The sequence below is a fragment of the Fulvivirga imtechensis AK7 genome (assembly GCF_000331535.1).
Lineage (GTDB): Bacteria > Bacteroidota > Bacteroidia > Cytophagales > Cyclobacteriaceae > Fulvivirga > Fulvivirga imtechensis.
The window spans coordinates 29724-46285 of the sequence record NZ_AMZN01000070.1 but is presented as its reverse complement, the minus strand read 5'-3'; the positions used below and the strand labels follow the sequence as shown (position 1 = coordinate 46285).

Annotated in this window: 14 protein-coding genes; 4 read left to right on the top strand and 10 right to left on the bottom strand. The window is 42.2% G+C overall.

Going from position 1 to position 16562, the window contains the following annotated elements; genetic code table 11:
- Positions 1–6 precede the first annotated feature (6 nt).
- The gene (locus tag C900_RS28715; protein ID WP_009581978.1) at positions 7–621 is read left to right on the top strand and encodes an outer membrane beta-barrel protein; all 615 of its coding nucleotides are present in this window, start codon (positions 7–9) and stop codon (positions 619–621) included.
- Here C900_RS28715 and paaD read toward each other — a convergent pair.
- The 5 genes from paaD to C900_RS19835 form a co-directional block, all read right to left on the bottom strand.
- Entirely contained in the window at positions 618–1100 is a 483-nt protein-coding gene (gene paaD / locus C900_RS19855) for a 1,2-phenylacetyl-CoA epoxidase subunit PaaD (protein WP_009581977.1), read from the bottom strand. The two genes, C900_RS28715 and paaD, sit on opposite strands and share 4 nt — an antisense overlap.
- Before the next feature lie 37 nt (positions 1101–1137).
- On the bottom strand, positions 1138–1893 hold the full coding sequence (gene paaC, locus C900_RS19850) for a 1,2-phenylacetyl-CoA epoxidase subunit PaaC (protein ID WP_009581976.1): 756 nt from the start codon (positions 1891–1893) through the stop codon (positions 1138–1140).
- The gene (locus C900_RS19845; protein WP_009581975.1) at positions 1890–2480 is read right to left on the bottom strand and encodes a Phenylacetate-CoA oxygenase, PaaH subunit; all 591 of its coding nucleotides are present in this window, start codon (positions 2478–2480) and stop codon (positions 1890–1892) included. Before C900_RS19845 ends, paaC begins: the two co-directional genes overlap by 4 nt.
- A 286-nt stretch (positions 2481–2766) precedes the next feature.
- On the bottom strand, positions 2767–3753 hold the full coding sequence (paaA, locus tag C900_RS19840; RefSeq protein ID WP_009581974.1) for a 1,2-phenylacetyl-CoA epoxidase subunit PaaA: 987 nt from the start codon (positions 3751–3753) through the stop codon (positions 2767–2769).
- A gap of 44 nt (positions 3754–3797) precedes the next feature.
- Positions 3798–4412 (bottom strand): TetR/AcrR family transcriptional regulator, encoded by a 615-nt coding sequence (locus tag C900_RS19835; RefSeq protein WP_009581973.1) that lies wholly within the window; start codon positions 4410–4412, stop codon positions 3798–3800.
- Positions 4413–4451: 39 nt separating this feature from the next.
- Between C900_RS19835 and C900_RS19830 the strand changes: the two genes are divergently transcribed.
- Positions 4452–4976 (top strand): hypothetical protein, encoded by a 525-nt coding sequence (locus tag C900_RS19830; RefSeq protein WP_009581972.1) that lies wholly within the window; start codon positions 4452–4454, stop codon positions 4974–4976.
- Here the strand turns inward: C900_RS19830 and C900_RS19825 are convergent.
- The 5 genes from C900_RS19825 to C900_RS19805 all read right to left on the bottom strand — a co-directional run bounded on the left by C900_RS19825 (position 4954) and on the right by C900_RS19805 (position 13589).
- Positions 4954–7998, bottom strand: coding sequence for a peptidase MA family metallohydrolase (locus tag C900_RS19825; RefSeq protein WP_009581971.1), 3045 nt, complete (start codon positions 7996–7998; stop codon positions 4954–4956). The genes C900_RS19830 and C900_RS19825 overlap by 23 nt on opposite strands.
- 143 nt (positions 7999–8141) lie before the next feature.
- Positions 8142–8372, bottom strand: coding sequence for a hypothetical protein (locus C900_RS19820; RefSeq protein WP_009581970.1), 231 nt, complete (start codon positions 8370–8372; stop codon positions 8142–8144).
- A 272-nt stretch (positions 8373–8644) separates the two neighbouring features.
- The gene (locus C900_RS31065) at positions 8645–8836 is read right to left on the bottom strand and encodes a pinensin family lanthipeptide (RefSeq protein ID WP_040497156.1); all 192 of its coding nucleotides are present in this window, start codon (positions 8834–8836) and stop codon (positions 8645–8647) included.
- Positions 8837–9074: 238 nt separating this feature from the next.
- Positions 9075–13154 carry a hybrid sensor histidine kinase/response regulator transcription factor gene (locus tag C900_RS28710; protein ID WP_009581969.1) on the bottom strand — a complete coding sequence of 1360 codons (4080 nt, stop codon included), beginning with the start codon at positions 13152–13154 and terminating at the stop codon, positions 9075–9077.
- 165 nt (positions 13155–13319) lie between these two features.
- The gene (locus C900_RS19805) at positions 13320–13589 is read right to left on the bottom strand and encodes a pinensin family lanthipeptide (RefSeq protein WP_009581968.1); all 270 of its coding nucleotides are present in this window, start codon (positions 13587–13589) and stop codon (positions 13320–13322) included.
- Positions 13590–14099: 510 nt separating this feature from the next.
- On the opposite strand from C900_RS19805, the gene C900_RS19800 reads away from it, so the two are divergent.
- Together C900_RS19800 and C900_RS19795 are read left to right on the top strand one after the other, a co-directional pair.
- Positions 14100–15419 (top strand): glycosyltransferase family 4 protein, encoded by a 1320-nt coding sequence (locus tag C900_RS19800; protein WP_083867538.1) that lies wholly within the window; start codon positions 14100–14102, stop codon positions 15417–15419.
- The gene (locus tag C900_RS19795) at positions 15416–16525 is read left to right on the top strand and encodes a DegT/DnrJ/EryC1/StrS family aminotransferase (RefSeq protein ID WP_009581965.1); all 1110 of its coding nucleotides are present in this window, start codon (positions 15416–15418) and stop codon (positions 16523–16525) included. The genes C900_RS19800 and C900_RS19795 overlap by 4 nt, the downstream gene beginning before the upstream one ends.
- Positions 16526–16562 lie beyond the last annotated feature (37 nt).

The window sequence follows — 16562 nt, the reverse complement described above, 5'->3', positions numbered from 1 at the left end:
TTAAAGATGAGAATTGTTAAAGCTTATTGCGTATTGATTTTATTTTTCGTGCTAACTTTTAAAGGTTTTGCGCAACTTGAGAAAGGACATTTCATGGTGGGTGGAAATATTAGTTTTGAAAAATCTAAAACTGAGTTACCCCAAAACGGACCCAATGTTAGTGATCATAAACAGTTAACTTTTTCTATTGATCCGGACATATCTTATTTCTTAGCGGATAATTTGGCATTAGGTGTTGTTACACCCTTTAGCTACAGTAAAAATTCTAACTCTATGCAGGACCAGGCGAGCAAAACCTATTCAGTCGGACCCAAACTACGCTATTATTTTCCTTCAGGCCGGTGGGCAATTTTTCCTGAAGTCAGCTATACCATTGGATGGAATACTACTGAAGGATCAATATTTTCACCGGATGTCGGAGAGGTAATCGAAGCTAAGGCGAAAGGCAATACGAGTATGTTTTCAGGAGGGCTTGGAGGAGCCTATTTTATTAATGATCATGTTGCAATAGAAGGAGTTCTATTCTACAAGAAGTACCAGCTTGATTATGAAGAGAATTTTTTCACTGATGTAGATATTTCTTCCTTTAACTTTAAAGCCGGACTTCAATTTTTCCTCTAGACCGGTTTAAACTGCTCAAAAGTCTCCTTACAATCGCTGCAGTGGTGGATAGACCTGCAGGCAGTGGGACCGAATGGTGTTTTTAGAATAGTGTTTGTGCTGCCGCAGTTGGGGCATTCAATATGTTCAAGGATATCTATGTCGACAATGAGGTTGTGCTTGGGGGGAGGAGCCAGGCCGAAATCTTTCAGTGCTTTTCTCCCTTTTTCGGTGATCATATTGGAATTCCATGACTTCTCGAAAGACACCACTACGTCCACATGATCAATGCCATAGCTGTTGAGAACATCGATAATATCCTGCTTCATATAATCGATAGCCGGACATCCCACAAAGGTAGGAGTCATAGTCACCCTTACCCTGTGTTCGTTGATATCGATTCCGGTGATCACCCCCAGGTCTACTAGTGATAATACAGGTATCTCCGGGTCCTTCACCTCCTCGAGCCACTCTAATATTTTTTTCTCAGTAATCTCCATTCACATGCTTAACAGAAAGCGCTCTCCCGAAGTTCAATCACCACTCCGCAGCCGGGTCTATTCGAAATACTTCTGACATTTCATCCAGCAATGGTTGCAGATGCTCTGTGTGCTTACCCTGCCGGCCTCCGAATTTTGGATCTATGGCAGACAGATCGCCTATTTCAAGCCGTGTCTGGCTAAGGACCTCAGTTACTTTCTCGGTCCATTTTGCTTTCAAGGCCTCTTCTCCGGCAAAAATTCCTTCTGCGATCAACTCCTGCTCATAAGGTGAGGGTTCAAAAATACCCAGTGCATATGGCAGCGCTTTATCTAAAGAAGATTGGAGTCGGCTGATGCTTTCTTCGGTTGCAGAGCCCAACTGTTTGATCCAGGTATTGGCATGCATGGTATGGTACCTTAGCTCCCCCTGTATCTTTTTTGCCAATTGAGCCAACGGAGTATAAGAAGAGGTAGTCAGCATATCGAAACGGATAGCTTCTGCTGTATCAAAAAGGAAATGGCGGATCAGACTGAAGTCATATTCGCCATTAGGCAGCTCTACCAGTTGGCAGTTGTGGAACTGATCAGCGTTGCGTGTAAAGGCAATAGTATCTGGCTGTTTTTCTCCAAGCTCGTGTAGCAGTTGATACAATGCCTGGCTTTGTCCCACTTTATCCTGTGCCATGGAAGAAAATGCAATATCTTCCTCCAGCAGAGGTCCCATACCAGTCCATTCGGAGTTTCTATGCCCGATGATCAGTTGGTCGTCAGCTACTTTATATAAAAGTTCCTTTAATGCAGTCTCGTTCATTTCTCTTGGTTTTGAGCGGCTTTATTTTCTTTGAAAGCTTTTAGTTTATCACCAGCTTTATAATCTGACGCTTCGCGGAATTTTTTCTCCGGTAGCGTATCCCAGATGATCTTGTCTTCTTCAGAGGTAAACAAAATGTCTTTCGTTTTGATCACCCATACGTTGAATACCGGTTTTTCATTAATAAAAGCAGGTTTGGCCAAAGCCAGCGCCTCCTGAGGATTTTTTGCTTCAACAGCACCCACATGCTCATGCTGTTTGCCTCTTTTCATCAGGTGGAAGAACTCGTACTGCTCTTTTTCCCCCTGCTGAGGGAATTCGTCTGGTACATAGTTGTAAACGGTGTCTTCGCCTTCTGTGAATTGCGTAACAAATACATTGCGGGTTTCCACTACAAAGATACCGGTGCATGTCATGCGTCTGCTAAACTGCTCTTTGGCAAATACAAAAGCCATTTCATTGTTCGGGGCATGTACAATACCTTCATGCTGATAGGGTTTCCCCTCTTTCATCTGCACAAATACCTCGAAAGTGCCGAATTGATCGAGGGGCACTTTTCGTGTCAGGTCACCCTCAAAACCTTTCATGTTGAGTCTGTTGACTCGCGGGTCTAATGATTCCATGTATTCTTTATAAAAAGCAATAAAATGACACCCCCAAAGATGCCACTTTATTGCCGCTTATGCAATCGTTTCCGGTTATTGTATTTTCTTGTCTTTTTAGTATTAGAAGTATGCGGTTTGGCGGTGAGGCGTGGAGACTTTACCCCCTGCCCCCTCCCGGGAACTCCTGGAAGGGGCAGGGGTGGATTCCTCCCCAAGAAACAAAAAGGCCACTTTAAAAAGCGGCCTTATTATGTCATTAGCTTATGTCTTATGCCAAAGGCGTGACATACTCCGTTTTAGGCCGAAGCAGCGCCTGACGTACCCATTTGCCTCTTTCTTCAGCTACTCTTCTCACAGCAAGCCTTTCTTTGTTGCATGGCCCGTCACCATTGATCACTCTTTTAAACTCATCCCAATCCGGTTCGGTATATTCCCATTTTTTGGTTTCAGGGTTTTTTCTCAGGTTTGGATCAGGTATAGTTAAGCCTAATTCCCAGATCTTTGGCACATACATGTCAAGGAATTGATTTCGGCAGTCATCATTAGAGGCCATTTTTACCTTCCATCTCATTAGTACTTCGGTATGCACGGATACTTTATCGGGCGGTCCGAAGAAGTGCATCATAGGTCCCCACCATCTGTCAATAGCTTCCTGCATCATCTGCCTCTGCTTTGGAGTGCCTGTAGCCATGTGGATCACACAGTGGTGGCCGTACTTCAGGTGGAATGATTCCTCAGCACAGATCCTTTCAAGGGCGCGACAGTACGGGCCGTAGCTTCCTCTGGCGTTAGCCATTTGGTTAACGATAGCACCTGCATCTACCAGCCAAGAAATAAAACAGGAGTCTGCCCAGGTAAAGGCAGGGTAGTTAAATATATTCGAATATTTCGATTTCCCTTCTATCAGGTCATCGATCATCTGCTCTCTTGATTTTCCTAAGGTTTCAGCAGCGCTATATAGCAACTGTGCATGTCCCACTTCATCCTGTACCTTAGCCATCAGGGCGAGCTTACGTTTAAAGCCGGGCGCACGGGTGATCCAGGTTCCTTCCGGTAGCGCGCCAATGATCTCACTGTGAGCATGCTGCTCGATCATTCTTATCAATTGCTTTCGGTAGAGCTGAGGCATCCAGTCGTGTGGCTCAATTTTCTCACCTCTTTCTATGCGTGCTTCGAATTCAGCCAGTTTCTGAGGATCTTCGTTTTCAAGTCCTTCAAATTTGACTGATTCAAATGTATTTCCGCCTCCGTACATATTTTTAGTTTTTTATTGCCTTAAGTTTACAACAAAATATTTTCTTATTTGGTTTTTAACCCATCAATAAGCATATCCGCCAGTTGATTTCCCAACTGATTCGGGTTGATCATCCCGGATGGGTCGTACCAAAGTGGCATCCAGTTAAGTGATGAAAACAATGTCATCACAGCCAGCTTGGTATCTACTTTCTTAAATTCACCTGCAGCGATACCACTTTCTATGATCTTTTTAAATCTGTTGATATAATTAATCCTCATGAGCAGGAAATCCCTGAGGTATGGCTGGCTCAGGTGCCGGTGTTCATTCATGAATACAGCAGAAGCAGTAAGCTCCTCAGCCATTACCCTGATGTGCCCGAGGATACCCCTTCTCAACTTTTCGCTAAAGTTGATATCCGCAGACTCTACCTCTTCGAGTGATCGCCTGAAGCGCTTGGCCATTTCAAAGCAAAGCGCCTGAAGTATCTCCTCTTTCGATTTGATATGCGAATACAGGCTGGCAGCTTCAATCCCTAATGCATGGGCCAGATCGCGCATAGAGGTAGCTGCGTAGCCTTTTTCTTTAAAAAGCTCCGATGCAGCTCTGATTACCTGTTCTTTTCGGCTTAAATTTTCCACACCAACCATCTTTACAAAAATAATGATTATTGCTTTCAAAGGAAGTATTTTCTTAGTTTTGGCTCTAAATTGTATAAGATGACCTTCAAAACATCCGAAGATTTCCACAATAAGCTGGGTTTTATTTTTCATGCCATGCTGGCTTTGCCACTGGCGGTTTTCGTATATCTGTTTTTGGAAATCAGGCACAGAGCGCTGGAACCTGTTTTAACACATGGGGGATTGGTAGACATATTACGTTACCTTTTACCAGTCGTTGCAGCGATGATAGTGGCAGGAGCATATTATTGGTTCAAAAAGCAGCTATTAGTTGTAAATAGTCAGCACTTCCTGCAGGAACGCCTTTCGTTATATTTTAAGAACAGCATCTTGTTTTATGTGTTCATTGAGCTTGCTTCTGTCATTTTGGTAGGCGGGCTGTATCTTACCACTTCCGCAATTTTTATTGTTGGTTATGTATTGCTTCTGTTTCTGATGTCATTAAACCGGCCCACACCACAAAAATATGTAAGTGACATACGGCTGTCTAAAGCCGAACGAGACATTATTCTTCATAAAGGAAATTTTTCAGATGTAAACTCTACCAACCCGGAAGAAAATTAATGCCAAATTCCCCCCGGATGTTTTCTCTACTCAGCGGGAATGCATAATACGGTTCTATTACCATCGCTCCGAATAGATTAAGTCTTAATGAGAAACCGGTGCTAAAAATGGGTTTTCTATCCTCTACCTCGGTAATATTTCCCTCTCCAAAGTTGGAGGTGCTATGCTCATTCCAGGCATATCCTGCATCAAAAAACAGGTTCAGGTCAGTAAATAGTACCCTGGATTCAATCATAGCAATTTGCCTGGGGCCTGTGAAGGGCAGGCGAATTTCCAAATTTCCTACCACCACGCGGCTTCCCAGCAGGTCATTGATGTTCAGATTATCACTTCCGGGATCATAAAAGGTATTGGTTGAATAGCCCCGAATTACCCCGGGCGCTCCAAGAAAGATAGGAGGTAAAAGATCGCTATTGGCATCACGACCGTAGCGAGCATAATGATAACCTCGAAAGGCTACAGCAAACGGCTTTACAAAGACATACTTTCGATAATCTGCCAGTGTGGTAAATATCTCCAGTTTTCCAAAAAACTGCTCACCTTGCAGGCGGTAGCGGTGCCCTTTCAGTGGCGCTGTGAGTCCGAAATAGGAATTATCGCTTACCAGCGCTGCATTTACTCTCTGGATGGTATATCCTGATGGTGCCGGCAGGTCTTTCTCCTGCTTTTCTCCCACCCTGTAGCCTCGGTAGTAATAGTTATTGATCCTGTCCAGTCTGTTGCTGTACCATGCATGACTACCCTGAAACTCGAGCCGTTTGGTTTTGGAAATAGGGTAGAATAGGAAGCCACTCAACTCCTGCTCAAAAATCCGCCTGATGTTGATAGCGAGATTTTCAACCTGCACGGTATCTCCCTGGATAATCAGCGAATCTTGCTCGAGAGTATACCATCCATAGCGGTAGGGGATATGTGATGCGCCAAATGCCCATTGCAATCGTCTTTCCCGATTGAGGAAAACCACCTGTCCACCAAAGTCATATACTTCTCCGTTAAGTGCCAGTGACGTATAGAGCTGTTTGTCACCCAGTATGTCGCTAAATATAGCATCTACGCCCCCGGCCATGCCTGTGCCGAAACGACTCGTGGTAATACCCACACCGGTACTGCCGATATAGTCCAACTGAAATTTTGGTTTATAAGGCACCTGTTTGATGGTAACATCCATGGAATCCCTCATAGCGAATCGCTTCTGCAGATTTTGGTCTACTATATCCAGTTTTGCAGGATTGTACGGAGGCAGGTAAGCCGCAGACATTTCAACCGCCTGTGGATTTACTTCTTTTTTAATAAAATTTCCCAGAGGGGCAGAAAATATCGCATATTGGCCTTTGCTGTAGTACACATAAGCCAACAGGTCCTTCTCACGTGCAATGCTCAGTACAGGAGCTGACGGAGTTATTCCGCTTATGCCGGTGAAATAATTAGTGAGCCGGTACACCTTATCGTTGGCTACTTCATACTTATACAGGTTCCTGAAACCATCACGGTTTGATACAAAGTAGATGGACTCTCCATCGGGAGAAACAACAGGATTGAAATTATCGGCCCCAGGGAAAAGATTGACCACTTGAACTTCTTTATTGGAAGTATTTATAAAAGCCAGTTGGTAGCTACCATAGGTATACTTATTAGTTGGTGTCCTTTTCCTGTCGGTAGTAAAAAGAATAGATTCGTTGTCGTGCAGCCAGGAGGGCTGTATGTCAGAATAATAATCGTTGGTGATCTGGTCTACCTTGCCGTTTTGAAAGTGGTACACGTACAGGTCACTCTGTCCATTGACCAGGCCTGTAAATGCCAGTTTGTCACCCTTAGGAGACCAGGTGATGTTGTTCAGAGCGGGTACACCGGGCACCGCAAATTTTTTTACGATCTTGCTGCTGGCTACATCGGTGATCACAATTTGATTTTTTCCGTTGTCGAACACAACATATGCAAACTGTCTGCTGTCAGGAGACCATGCTCCGGCGGATTCTAAAAAGCTAATGGCATCTATATGGCTTGCTTGGGAAGTGGTGGTCAGCTTTCTTATGATCTCTCCGGTACGAGCATCTGCAAGAAAAAGATCAATAGTAAAGAGGTCCTTCTCTGAAAGAAAGGCAAGATATTGCCCATTCGGGCTTACAGCAGGAGAAATATTTATTCTTCCAGCGGTTTTTTCCGATAGTATCCTATGGCCGATAAGCGGACCGTTATTTTCTTCCTTATATTTTAGATAATAATCTTTGAGGCTTTGCTTCCACATTTCAGAAAGGGTTGCATGGTCGAAGTTGAATACTTTTTGAATACCTGCTTCGTATCCCAGCCGTGCCGTCTCAATAAATACCGGTTTGATGATAGTATCACCCCAAGTATTGGCGAGAAAGGCCCAAAATGCCTGACCATACCTATAAGGGAAGTATTTATTGGAAATGGTAAGGTCCCTGATAGAGGGAATATCATTATTAATAACGGCATCTCTCATCCACATTGCGGTGTGTGGGTCCTTGCTACCTATTGACATGTATTCAGCCATGCCTTCTACCATCCATAGCGGTATATTGGCAAGACTTCTGATATTTATTTCCGGATCATCACTACGAATGATCATATTGTATTGAAAGGCGTGGACAAGTTCATGACCCAGGACGTGGTCGGTTTGGGCATTCGATTCCGTCACCGGCATAATCACCCTGTTTTTAAAAGCCTCCGTGACACCGCCTGTTCCAATACCAGGCGCGGAAGATATGGCATTGGTTTGTTGAAAATCAGCATGGTTACGGTATAAAAGTATGGGGTTATGGGGCTGTAAGGTATCTTTCAGCACCTCCTGATGCATTTTGTACCAGCTCTCGGATATTTCAGATAGTTGATATACCAGAGATGGATTGTCAAAGTAGTGGTAAATATCGAAATGAGGAGTTTTAACTACATCGAAATTAAACTTGTCATATTTTGGTTTATTCCTTCCAAAATACTGGGCTGTTACTTCAAGTGATGTGAAGCATAGGACAAATAGCATCAGAGACTGCAGGACCTTCATGCCGTTCCTTTCTTTTACATTTTAGATTTATTGTTGATTAACGTTCAAAATCGCTCAAAATGTATGCCAGGAGTCGATTTTGCTTAGCACCAGACGATAAGAATTCAAATAGAATTCGAGAAAAGATTTTTCTCGTTAGTTGGCTATTTTTTTATTTGCTGATATAGAACATCGACTAATTTTGGTAAGGGCAGCAGAAGGTTATCGATCTTCCTGGCGCGTAAATCATGGACTTCATCCATATCAACAGACGAACTATTGGGGCCGGGAGCAGGAGTAACAGGATGCGTCATTGAGGTAGAAGTAATGATAATAATGATAGCAACTATTACTCCAATAATGACTGTCAGTGTTCTTCTGTTAACCCATTTCATAGCGTTGTTCTCTTCGCAAAATTGATACCATCTGTTTTTCTATTGTATTTGAGCTATTTTGTTACGGATTCTGAACAAAACCGTACTCTCAATATGTTCGATTCTGAACAAAACCGTGGAATTATGATATTTAATACTAAGACAACCAATTTTGATCAAAGGTTGCGAAGGCTATGAAATTATTTTTAGTATTTCTGGGAGGTATAAAAAGACAGATGAAACTTACCCCACGACCGGTGGGGTAAGCTGCGTTAGCCGGGATAGACTTCTTTTTAGCAGAATTTTGGTATTTCGGTTGCACAAAGTATATAATTGGTGCAACCGTGCGTACAGTTTACAACACTGCAGGGCTCATAGTATGATACAGGCCTTCCCCCCTTAACAGTCTCGGTGTTCAGAGGCTCCTGAGCAGGGATAAAACTGGTTACCTTTAATTCGGCTAGGTTTAATTTGTTCTTTTTCATAAAATTAATTGGTTTGTTGGTTTAAAGATTTAATACACAGATTTAGTATTAGTATAGGAGACCAGATAATCTCATTTTGTTTTGTCATGAATATTGGAGTTCTTCTACTCAATACTCAGACAAAGTACTCATGATTTTCGTTTGTAAAGGTGGAATAAATCACCCCTATTAATTTGGAGTAATGTTCCAAAAACTGGTACTGAGGTGCCTTTGATAGTTCTCAGCTTTCGGTTCTCAGTTAGTCGGTTGTTTTTGTTCCTTTATTCTCAGTTTGTTGGTGTTTTATTTTTGCTTGTGCGGCAAATTCTGAGGGGGACATATTGAAATATTTTTTAAAGCATTTAGTGAAATAGGAGTGGTCATTGAAACCTACCTCGTAGCCTATTTGTGAGATAACATTGCTATCTTTTTCCAGGAGTTGAGCGGCACGTTTGAGCCGTATCGTTCTGATGAATTCGGAAGCCGATTGGCCGGTAATGGCTTTAAGTTTACGATGTAGATGTGTACGGCTGGTATTCAGCGCATCGAGTAGATGGTCAATACCAAAATCAGGATCCGACATGCTTCTCTCTACTACCGCCAGCGCTTTTTTCAGGAATTGCTCATCCATGGAATTAACAGTAACATTTCCCGGCAGTACGCGAATCTCTTTCTGATACCTCTCACGAAGCATTTTTCGTTGCTCCATTAGGTTTTTTACACGCACTTTCAATTCTTCTACATTAAAAGGCTTGGTTATATAGTCATCGGCCCCGGTTTTTAAACCATCTACTTTTTCTCCAACACCAGATTTGGCGGTAAGCATAATCACGGGTATATGGCCTAATAGCCCGTCAGATTTGATCTTTTTACAAAGAGCTGTGCCGCCCATGCCTGGCATCATCAGGTCTGTAATGATCAGATCAGGCATGTGTTTTTGAGCCTTTTTTAAACCTTCTGCTCCATTCATAGCTTCTACATAGGTATACTCATGGCCAAGGCATTCTTTAACATAATTTCTCAGATCGATATTGTCTTCAACTATGAGTACCAGAGGCAATAGTTTCTCTCCGGTTTCTATGGAAATGTCCTCAGTAATTTCTTCTGTTAAAGCCGCAGTTGCTTCATACGCGTTATGCAGTTCTTCTGATACCTGTTCCTCGGTAAAATATTTTTTGCCAATTGGCAGGGCTATTTTGAAAATAGTGCCAATATTTTCCTCACTTTCTACCTCTACTGTTCCTCCATGAAGATCAACCAGCTCTTTTACTAGCGCCAGACCAATGCCACTGCCTTCTTTCTCTCTGGTGTCGGAGTCATCGGCCTGGTAAAAGCGATCGAAAAGCTTTGAAAGGTGGTGCGCTTTTATACCTTTTCCCGTATCCTGTACGTGAATATGAAGCCAACCATGCTCCTTAGCGTTATTTTTGCTGCTGCCAGGCTGCATTTCCTGTTGGGAAGACGACACATACGCTTCGATGATCACCTTTCCATAGCTCTCAGTAAATTTGAAGGCATTAGAAAGAAGATTGCTGATTATTTTTTCCAGCTTGTCAGGATCAAAATAAGCAAGTATGCTTTCATCTGGTATGTTTTGTGTGTATTGGATCCTATTGCTTTGGCCCATTGAGGAAAAGCTGGCTGCTATTGCTTTTACAAATCGAAAAACATCTCCTTTTTTTAAATGTAGCGTTAGCTTGCCACTTTCAAGCTTTGAAAGGTCCAATAGCTGGTTGATGAGTTGTTGAAGCCTCTTTGCATTTTTGGTCATCACCTGCCATCGAAGGTAGTCAGCAGAACTGACGTCACGATCTGCCAAAAATTGCTCCAATGGCCCTAATATGAGTGTAAGTGGAGTTCGGAATTCGTGAGAAATATTGGCGAAGAATCTGGATTTCATCTGGTCCAGCTCCTTAAGCTGTTCATTCTTCCTGGCCAGTTCCGCTGTGCGTACCTGAATGATATTTTCTAATTTCTTTTTATCCTTTTCGAGCTGTTGTGATCTCCATTTAACAATTCCGAAAATCATGAAAGAGACAATTACTACATAGGAAATATACGCCCACAAGGTACGGTACCAGGGTGGCAATATTGTAAAGGAATACATGTCTGTTGATCCTATGGATCCATATACATTTTTGGCTTTTACGTAAAAGGTGTAGTCGCCTTCCGGAAGATGAGTATAGTCTTTTTGGTTTTCAATTGTCCAGTCAGACCATTCATCATCTAGCCCTTCCAGCCAATAACTAAATTGAGTGGAATAATGGTCGGTATAAGTGGTGGCGGAAAACTCCAGCCGCAATTTGTTTATGCCATAGCTTAGTATTGGCGGTTGATAATTAAGATCCTGTCCAAAGAATAGAGTAGAATCACTATTAATGCTTACCTTACGGATAAGTGTATTAAAATTTGCATCCTTCGGCACCTCTTTTTGCATGTCGTAATGTGCCACTCCATTTGCCCCTGACATCCATATGTGATAACCGTCACTGTAAATATCGTAGATAGGGCTGTTGACAAGCCGAAAGAAATAATCACTATCCCAGTGATATTTTCCATTCTCATCCGGTGTGCCTAAAAAACATTCATCAGGAGAAGCGGAGCAGACTATCACCTGCCCATTTTGCAGCTCTTTAAGAGCGAGGATCAATGATGTGGAATCTAAAGGAATGCCATTAAATGATTGGTCCGGGTGAAAGCGATTCTGTTCCTTATTGAATCTTAGTATTTTACTGCTGGAAGCAAATACGAGGTGGTTTTTAACTCGAAACATCTGATTTTCCTGGCCGCGCTCAAGCCCGTTACGGATCGTATAGCTTTCAATAGTAGGGCGAAGGCAGTCTTCCCGGTTTGTAGTGCAACCTCTATTAAACGTTAGCGCATATAAACCTCCTGTCCATCCGCTAGCCCAAAGCCTTCCCGGATATTCTTCATAAAGCCAAAAAAAGGTATCAGCCGTTTTGCTAATGGTTATATCGCCTGACCTTTCCCAGGTATCCTTATCGGTGTGTTTTAATACAATAAGTCCAAAGCTGCCACCGATAAAAAAGATTTTCGGATCCAGCATGGATGGGTGAATCACAAACGCATTGTTTGTGTATGCTTCCACAGGATGGGCTTTATTATTTTTAATTTGAAAAAGACCTTCTGAAGTTGCCGCTAATAATATTTCTCCATCAGAATGCAGATCCCATACAGGTGTTTTTAAACCGGGAATCTTATGAAAAGTGTTTTTTTCCGACTGGCAGTTCAGGTAAAGAAGACCTTCGGTAGTGGCACAGTATATTATACCCTGATGCTGTATTATCTCCATAGCCGTTTCGCTTATTCCTGATTTTTTATCAAAGAATGTATAGGGAGATGAGGTATGAATTTTGGAGATACCATTGTCAAGTACAGCCCATAAAATTTTGTCTCGATCTAAAAAAAGACCGGTAATCAGTGAACCAGGCAAACCAGCGCCTCCGTTAAGTACCTGCTTAACATTGCCATCACTATTAAATAAAACAATGCCTTGATCTGTAGCTAAGGCCCACAAGTCATTTTGCAGCACGGCCAGAGATTGAAATGAAGCATTGACTTTGTAATTGGTATTGAGGTTAAAGAGATGCACTAACTGGCTATTATGGTATTTATAGAAGTTGCCATTTTCCCTGCCAATGACCAGTGATTTGCCATCCTCGCTAAACAAAACCAATGATTTGTCTTTAGAGAAAATATCGGTACCGGAAAGTGGTATGAGTACATTGTTTTTTATGATTTGTAAGCCTTCTCCGGATTTGAGTACATACAGTTGATCGTTAACTAAAAAGGATTTGTAGAATGATTGTTTTTCCGCACCCCATACTCGATATTCACCGTATCTGTTAAGAAGAAAAATATACTTGGCTGAAATAAAATAGACTCCGTCATCGGTAGTCCAGGTGTCAATCATCCACCCAAAATCACTATATGAGGCTTTTATGTCGGCAAATAGAGATTTGTAGACCAGTTTCCCTTTGGAGTCACTAATGAAACGTCCAAAGTCGTCAATAGTGGTGGTATAAATATTATTTTCATGATCAATAGCGACATTTATGGCCCTTTTTTGATCGGGTAAAGCCAAGGTGCGCCACGAAACCCCATCGAATTCCAACACCCCCATATTATTGGCAAAATACATGAGCCCTTCCCGGGACTGCGTTATCCACCATGACTGTGGATGCCCCTGATGGTCTGCTGGCAGGTAGTTTTGAATGTGTGGTAGTCCGTATGTATTTTGAGGTTGTAGGGAAATGACTGCCGTGGCAGTAGAACTGTAAATACAGGTGAAGAATATGAGGATCAATCTCAGTAGCATCTATCTGAGTGGTTTGTGAATATGCTGTTTAAAAACGGCTTCTCACTTATTAAATTACAAAAAATCGGTCACAGGTTTATTCAAAGAATTATTAAGCATGGAAAGGATACCCCAGCCAAGACCCTGTATCCCGCCATGCTATTTACATCCTGTCTTAAATACTGCTTACTTGGTGCCTGCCTGTTGGTTTCCCACTTGTTCATTGTTGGTATTTCTTCCCGGTCCCGGATTAGTGTTACAAATCACGCCGGGGAAAGAGCAGGTATCAGCGGTGAAGCAGTTTTCAGTAGGAGGGGAACAGTTATTAGTCCAGTCACAAATGGTACAAACAGAACCTGATATACCACCTTTTACAGTTTTTTCTCTGGCTGAATCAAGGGAAGTGACAAAGCTTTGCACTTTCAGATCACTTATAATAAGCTTAGACTTTTTCATAGGTTTAGGGGATTAGGTTAGTTGATTGTTAATCAAATTTAAGAAAAACAATTAATACGTTGGTTATAACAGGTGTTCCAGCTTCTGGTATTATGGTGTCAAAAATGTACTCTTCTTATATTCTAGGCCATTAAATGGATTTTTTCTCAATAGTCTCTATGAACCTTGTTCTTCTCTATCCTGCTCGTTATTTGTATTTCTGCCAGGACCGGAGTTTGTAACCATGATCCCGGAAAGGAGCAGTCATCAATGGTGGGGCGTGCATAAGACTGTGGGCAGCCTGAGTATACAGTTTCGGGCGCTCCTCCTTTTATGGTTTGTTTTTCACCGTCAGCATTTGAGGTGATAAAGCTGACTACCTTAGATTATTTATAATCAATTTGTTTTCATGATAAAAATAGGAGGTCTGGTTTACAGATATTATAGCATATGTTTCATTTTCTGGTAATGGTGTATATAAAAGAACGGAAAAATATGGTTTACCGAAATACATAATTTTTGACATTTGATATGGTAGTTTTAAAGATAATGAATGTTGCTCTTGCCGGGGTTGTTATATTTGTGGCGATGAAGAAAGTTTTGGTCATTACTTATTACTGGCCGCCCAGCGGAGGTAGTGGTGTGCAGCGGTGGTTGAAGTTTGTGAAATACTTACCTGAGTTTGGTTGGCAACCAATTGTCTTTACTCCCGAAAATCCTTCTTTTGATGTTAAAGATCTTAGCCTGGAGGCAGAAATATCTCCTGATACAGAAATAATCAAGTTGCCAATATGGGAACCATACCGCCTTTTTAAAAGGATAAAAGCTGAAAAAAGCAATCAGCAGAGTGATCTGATCAATAAAAAGGCGGGTTTTTTTGGAAAACTACTGCTATGGATCAGGGGAAATTTGTTTATTCCTGATCCCCGTGTGTTTTGGGTTAGACCTGCCAGCAGGATACTGCAAGACCTGATTATAGCCAATGGTATTGATGTAGTTATTACTACCGGACCGCCGCATAGTATGCATTTGATTGGCTTAAAGCTAAAAAGAAAGTTGGGAGTCAGTTGGGTAGCGGATTTTAGAGATACATGGACCACCTGGGTGATGTATGAAAGCTTTTATCTCTCGCAACCCGTACGGAGACTCCATAAGATATTAGAGCGAAAAGTTTTGAAAAAGGCAGATGTCGTTATAGCCGCTAGTCGTATCTACGCCAATGAGCTGGCCCAAATTGGAGGCAGGAAAGTAGAGGTGATAACTAATGGATATGATCCGGCAGAATTTAGTACTACAACGGACGTAATGCCTGAAAATTTTGTGATCAGACACGTGGGAGTGGTGGATGAATTACGAGATCCCAGACCTCTGCTTAGGGCTGTAGCAGCATTGATAGAACAAGAAGATTATGATATTCAGGTAGAATTCATTGGTAACGTTAACGCTACATTAAGAGATTACATAGCTGCAGATGAAGCCATTAAAAAGGTAGTAAGTTTTAAACCCTATGTAGCTCATAGCGAGGTGTTTGATCTATACAGAACGTCTGCAGGCTTATTGTTACTGCCTTTTCGGGATATGAAAGGCAATATTCCCGGCAAGTTGTTTGAATATTTAGCAGCACAGAGGCCCATCTTGTACATAGGCCCGGCGGGAGATTCTGTCGATATCATTCAAAGCACCGGTTCGGGGTTTGTTTGTGAGGCTGGAGATGTTGAGGGAATAAAAGGTGCTATTAGAGCTATTTACACTATGTTTGAAGCAAAGGAATTTAACAGGAATCAAAATATTGAGGCCTTCTCGCGAATACAGTTGACACAAAAACTATCCCATATTCTACAAACCCTATGAAAATTCCTTTCTTAGACGTGGCGCGACAATATACCCGACTTAAAAGGGAAATAGATGATGCGATTGAGCAGGTATTGAGCAGTGGGTGGTTTATTGGCGGGGAGCGGGTTAATAGTTTTGAGCAGAAATTTGCCAATTACACAGGCTCGGATTACTGTATCAGTTGCGGTAGTGGCACCGATGCACTTGAGTTAATATTAAGGGGTTGGAATATAGGACCAGCCGATGAAGTAATTGTTCCTGATTTTACCTGGATATCTGATGCAGAAGCTGTAACTACTGTTGGAGGTAAAGCAATATTTGTAGATGTACTACCAGGTGAACTGACTATTGATCCGGAGAAGGTAAAGGAGGCCATCACACCAAGAACAAAAGCAGTTATTGCAGTACATCTCTATGGGCTGCCATGCCGTATGGATGAAATAATGGCTATTGCTGACAGGTACAATATTAAAGTAATAGAAGATTGTGCCCAGGCACCAGGTGGTACGTATAAAGGCAGAAAAGTAGGTACACTAGGCCATGCCGCGGCATTTAGCTTTTACCCTACTAAAAATTTAGGAGCCTACGGAGATGGGGGAGCAATAACTACTAACGATACAGCCCTGGCCGAAAAGGTTAGATTGCTTGCCAATCATGGGCAGCCAAGGCGAGATACGCATCTGATTGAAGGAAGGAACAGCAGACTGGATGTTATACAGGCAGCCATTTTAGATGTTAAACTAAAATACCTGGATCAGTGGAACCTGATAAGAACAAGAACAGCCGGTAAGTACTCCGATGCACTAAGAAACACTAATATAAAACCTCCTGTGGTAACTGGGCCACGCAGCCATGTTTATCATATGTATGTTGTACAGCTATCAAAGCGTGATGTCTTTCAGCAATACCTTCTGGACGCGGGAATAAGCACAGCCATACATTATCCGAAGGCGCTACATCAGTTGGAAGCCTATGGTCACTTAGGGCTGTCCGATGACATGTTCCCTGTTTCAAGCAACGCTGCGATTTCAGTGCTTTCGTTGCCGGTGTTTCCTGAGTTGACGGATGAAGAGATTGAATATGTTGTTAGGACACTTGCTAGTGTAGTGTCAAACATGCTTTAGCCAGGTCTAATCTTGTTCTTTTCGTTTAATTATAATT